This window comes from Thermovenabulum gondwanense (assembly GCF_001601575.1).
Lineage (GTDB): Bacteria > Bacillota > Thermosediminibacteria > Thermosediminibacterales > Thermosediminibacteraceae > Thermovenabulum > Thermovenabulum gondwanense.
On sequence record NZ_LOHZ01000011.1, the window covers coordinates 1 to 3,129 of the forward strand.

Below are 3,129 nucleotides of genomic sequence, written 5' to 3' on the forward strand. Positions count from 1 at the left end.
GCCCTTGCGATGGCCTGCGGAGTAAAGGTAAAAGAGTTTTCCCGGGTGGTGCATTCCCATCCCACCTTCAGCGAAGCTTTAATGGAAGCCGTTCACGATGTTCACGGAGAATCAGTTCATAATGCTTAAAAATATTCTAAAGTGTATATACATATATAGTCATAAAAAGTTTTTCCAAACAGTATTAATATATAGAACAATTAGAAAATGAAACCACGCAGGAAAATTTAAGTAAGGATTAGAGAAAGGACGGTAAAAATGATAAAAACAGAAAAGGCGGAAGGAGTAGGCGCAAGGTATACGGAAATTAAAAGGAATGTATACCTTATAGTAAGCCTGGCTTTTATATTTACCATGTTTTTTAACGAATCGGGAGCTATTATTATACCTTATCTGGTGGAAAAATTTAAACTTTCATCCGTCCGGGCGGGCTTATTTTCTGCAGTATCTATGTACGTTGCAGCTTTTGCATCGCTACCGATGGGAATACTGGTAGACTATATCGGTCCCAAAAAAACCCTGACCCTTTCTTACACTTTAATAACTACAGGTTCGTTATTATTTGTGATTTTTAAAGATAGCTTCACCGGTCTACTTTTTGGGAGGGCCATACTGGCATTGGGTTTTTCTGCTACGGTGCCCGGTGTAATAAAGCTAATTGCGTTGTGGGAGAGTAAGGAAAGGTTTGCCTATGTGAACAGTTCTATCACAGCAATAGGAAGATCGGGAGCAATGCTCGCTACAACGCCACTGGCTTTAATGCTTTTAAGATTTGGATGGGGTAACAGCTTTGTAATTTTAACAATTTTATCTATAGTCATTACATTTTGTGTTTTCAATTATATAATAGACAATCCCTATGAAAAGGTTAACAATATTGAAGGAAAGCCCGTAAAGGTTTCCAATCCGTTAAACGGAATAAATCTTCTTGTTAGAAATAATCAGTTTTGGCTGTTTATTTTGTTTTCAATAATAAACATGTCTACTTACTCAGTTTTATTTTTAAGCTGGGGCGGGGTATTTTTAAAACAGGTTCTGAAAATTGATACGGTAACAGCGGCCAATATATTGCTTACGGGAACTTTCTGCACCCTTTTAGGTGCCTTTGCGGCGGGGTATTTAGCTACAAAATATGGCCCTAAAATTATAAACATCCTTGCTCATTCGTTAACCATATTCTTTCTCGTCCTGCTGGTATTAACATTAAAAAATATTCCGGTATTTATGCTGTACATAATTTATGGAGGATTTAGCTTTACCACTTCCTGTGTAATAAATTGTAACACCGCATTGTCGAGAATTCTGGCGGGGCAAAAGTACATTGCCTCGGCCGGCGGCCTTAACGGCCTGTTTACATCGGTAGTCGGAGGAGGATTGATGACCCAGCTTTGGGGGTATTTGATAAACAGGGGCGGAGGGTACAATTTAAACAGTTTCCTTTTGGCCATTAATGTTCAAATTATCCTGACAATAGCAGGGTTAGCAGCAATATTATTTATTAGGGAAGAGCCAATTATTAAGGAAGTTGATTAGGATGAAAGGGAAAATTGACGGTTAAAAATGAAGAGTTGCAAAGGGGAGGTGGGAAAAAATTTCCTTAAGGATTAAAAATTTTGAAATGGGGGTGTTAGAATGGCTTTCAAGACGGCAGAAGAACTTGCGAAGGAGCGACTTGCGAGGATTGAAGCTGCGATCAACCTTGAGGAGCCAGACAGAGTCCCCTATTCCGGTGTGGGCGGCGATGTTATAGCTGCCTATGCGGGAATTACCCAGTATGAATATTGTTTTGACTATGAAAAAACCCGCGAAGCCATAGTTAAATTCCATAAGGATTTTCCCTGTGACTGGTCCTTTGCTGCCGGTTTTACGGGAGTAGGCATACCCCCGCTATCCTTTGCTTTTGCTGAATACCCGGATGTGGTAATGGCTACCGGCGCTGCTCTTTACGGTACGGTACACGATATACTCGCAGATAAATGCACCAGGTATCCGGGCAGGGAACTGGATGTGGTTTGCTCTCCCCAGTTCATCGGTGGAACTTTTATGCAGCCTGAAGAATACGATCAGCTGATTGAAGATCCTGTTACATTCCTTGCGGAAACAATATTGCCAAGGGTTTGCAGAAATCTTGAAACACCGCAAAAAGCTATGACAGCAATGGTCAGGCTCGGGATTGAATCCCAAAGACTTTTCGCCTTTGTCCTGGGAGTAACCAGGGATTTAGAAGAACTCGGCTTTCCTTCCATACCTTTTACCCTTGGGTACGCGCCTTTAGATTTGATTGGTGATGGTCTGAGGGATGAAGTGAATCTAATGCTCGACTTAAAAAGGTATCCCGAAAAAGTAAAAATGGCGTGCAAAGCGTTGATCGAACCCATAATGCAGGCAGGGTTAGCATCTAAATCCATTGGGGTTAAATTGGCCTTTATCCCCCTTCATCTGAACGAATACCTTTCGCCAAAGCTTTATAAGGAATTTTACTGGCCGTATTTAAAGGAAGTTATACTGAGATTCTTAGATGAAGGGATTAAATCCTTTGTGTTTTTTGAAGGACGCCACGATGCTCATTTGGAAACCATTCTCGAGCTTCCAAAAGGCTGGGGGATAGCATATTTTGAAAAAACCGATGTAAGGAAAGCAAAAAAACTTTTAGAAGGGCATACCTGTGTAATGGGAGGTGTTCCTGTTAGTTTAATAGTGAGCGGGACACCGGAAAAAATAGATGCTTATGTGAAAAACTTACTGGATGAGGTAAAGCCCGGGGGAGGGTTTATACTTGCTCCCAGCGTAGGAATTGCTCCCAAGGATACTCCTTTAGAAAATATTTCTGCTCTTATCGAAGCGGTAGAAAAATACGGCAAATACTAATTTGTCTTTAAGTATACAAAAAGATTTCGACAATTAAATGAAGTATTGCTTTTTGAAAATTTACGGGGAGGTGGTATATAAAAATAAAAAAGAAGATTTTAATGTTTTTAAAGATTTTATTAAATAAAACAAAAAGGGGGAATAAAAGATGTTAGAGGAACTTTTTAACCGCATAGTGGACATGGACGAAGAAGGAGCAGTATCGATGGCAAAGGAGTATTTAGAAGGAGGAGGGGATGCTAAGAAACTGCTGGAGACCTG

General features: G+C 40.3%; 3 protein-coding genes. All 3 read left to right on the forward strand.

What is annotated here, in order from left to right:
- Positions 1–9 precede the first annotated feature (9 nt).
- A complete protein-coding gene (locus tag ATZ99_RS12260; RefSeq protein WP_342669095.1) occupies positions 10–129 on the forward strand; it encodes a hypothetical protein in 120 nt (39 codons plus the stop codon).
- A gap of 129 nt (positions 130–258) precedes the next feature.
- Positions 259–1,533, forward strand: a complete 1,275-nt coding sequence (locus ATZ99_RS00090) for an MFS transporter (RefSeq protein ID WP_068747224.1) — start codon at positions 259–261, stop codon at positions 1,531–1,533.
- Between the two features lie 99 nt (positions 1,534–1,632).
- Complete coding sequence (locus ATZ99_RS00095) at positions 1,633–2,868, forward strand: uroporphyrinogen decarboxylase family protein (RefSeq protein WP_068747225.1); 1,236 nt, start codon at positions 1,633–1,635, stop codon at positions 2,866–2,868.
- Positions 2,869–3,129 lie beyond the last annotated feature (261 nt).

Excerpts from the sequence above, each read along its gene's own strand:
- ATZ99_RS00095 (WP_068747225.1), top strand. The coding sequence starts at position 1,633 with ATGGCTTTCAAGACGGCAGAAGAACTTGCGAAGGAGCGACTTGCGAGG.
- ATZ99_RS00090 (WP_068747224.1), top strand. The coding sequence starts at position 259 with ATGATAAAAACAGAAAAGGCGGAAGGAGTAGGCGCAAGGTATACGGAA.
- ATZ99_RS12260 (WP_342669095.1), top strand. The coding sequence starts at position 10 with ATGGCCTGCGGAGTAAAGGTAAAAGAGTTTTCCCGGGTGGTGCATTCC.